Source organism: Burkholderia sp. Se-20378 (assembly GCF_017104665.1).
Taxonomy (GTDB): Bacteria; Pseudomonadota; Gammaproteobacteria; order Burkholderiales; family Burkholderiaceae; genus Burkholderia; species Burkholderia lata.
Genome location: NZ_JAAGPG010001030.1, coordinates 1 through 1,608, shown reverse-complemented (window position 1 = coordinate 1,608; position 1,608 = coordinate 1). Strand labels below are relative to the sequence as shown.

The following is a 1,608-nucleotide window of genomic DNA, read 5'->3' as shown; positions in this document are numbered from 1 at the left end:
GGGGGTGCGGCTAAAATCTTGGACTGGTTTATGCCGCGAGTCCGAGGCTCTCCCGGTATTCGAGCGGGCTCAGTGAGCCAAGCGAGATCTTAATCCGCTTGGCGTTGTACCAGCGGATGTAAGAGTCGACCGCTTCGATGAACTGTTCGATGCTTGTAGCCTGCCAGCCCCGGGGATAGAACAGCTCCGTTTTCAGCCGGCCGAAGAAACCTTCGCATGCCGCATTGTCGGGCGAGCAACCTTTGCGCGACATCGAGCGAATCAGCTTGGCATCGTGCATCCGTGAGAGCCACCCGGGCCAGCGATAGTGCGCACCGCGATCGGAGTGGACCATTGGACGGTGTTTGCCGTCGGCCACCGTCTCGATCGCTGCGTCGAGCATGGTATTCACAAGATCGGCGTCCGGACGCGTGCCGATCGACCAACTGACAACGAGCCCATCGAAGCAGTCGATCACGGGCGATAGATACACCTTGCCGGCTGGAATCTGAAATTCCGTAATGTCGGTGAGCCACTTTTTATTCGGCGCTGCCGCCCGGAAATCACGATTGATGAGGTTCTCTGGCGCGGGGCCTATTTCTCCTTGATAGGAGCCGTAGCGACGCCGGCGGGAACTGCCAGCGGCCAAGCCTTCTTGCCTCATCAAACGTCGCACGACTTTCTCCGATATGAAGACCTGCTGCTTACCGAGTGCCGCGCGTATCCGGCGATAGCCGTAGCAACGGTAATTGAGTTCGAAGATGTTTGTGATGACGCGACGCATGCCAGCATACTTGTCAGCGACAAGCAGTCGTGCGCGATGATAAAAGTAGGAACTGCGGGCAAGACCCAATACGGCGAGCAGCTCTGGCAGTGCATAGATTCGTCTCAGGGCATCAACCAGCGTCGTCTTCTCCCGATTGCTCAGGAGCCGCGGGTCGATGCCCAGACCTTTTTTTAACAGTTCATTGGCCTTCTTCAGGATGTCGTGTTCGAGTTGCAACTGTCGTATGTCGCGTCGAAGCGATTCCAGTTGCTGCTCCAGTTCTGCCCGCTCAGGGGCCGATGCCAGATTCTTATGGCGTTTCATGGATGCCGGAGCCTCACGACCGAGTAGCTTATTTTTCCAGTTGTATAGCGTCGGCCTGCTCACGCCTATCTTTTCCGCGATCACGCGTGCACCTTCGTCTCTGGTGCACAGCTCAATGACCGCTGCCTGCCTCAACGCTGGGGACGACAGCACATTCGGAGCATTGCTGACAAGACGTTTCCGAATATCAGGGCGCAGCTCGTGGACCCACGCGGCCAGCACTGCGCGACACGGATACCTCAGTGCTCTCGTGGTCGCGGCAAAATTGCAGCCATGACTCAAATAATGCTCGACCGCGATCTGCTTCTGTTCGGCGGAGTATCGTGGCCTGGAGCGGCGATAGCCCGCCGGCAAATCGCCAACCTCAATGAACGCACGGTACCATCGTGCCAAGTTCTTCCGCGAGGGATATCCCAACTCGCGAATAGTTGCCGCCGCGCTCCTACCGTACTTGATGTAGAGCCGAACCGCTCGAACCCGGTCTTCGTACGAATACATGAACTACCTCCAAGGTAGTCCAAGATTTTGTCCGCAACCCC

The 1,608-nt window shown here is 57.4% G+C and carries 1 protein-coding gene; it reads right to left on the bottom strand.

The features are described from left to right. Nucleotides 1–28 precede the first annotated feature (28 nt). Nucleotides 29–1,567 carry an IS3 family transposase gene (locus tag G3N93_RS39905; RefSeq protein WP_089497930.1) on the bottom strand — a complete coding sequence of 513 codons (1,539 nt, stop codon included), beginning with the start codon at nt 1,565–1,567 and terminating at the stop codon, nt 29–31. Between the last annotated feature and the right edge of the window lie 41 nt (nt 1,568–1,608).

Coding starts and splice junctions, on each gene's coding strand:
- G3N93_RS39905 (WP_089497930.1), bottom strand. CDS start 1,567: ATGTATTCGTACGAAGACCGGGTTCGAGCGGTTCGGCTCTACATCAAG.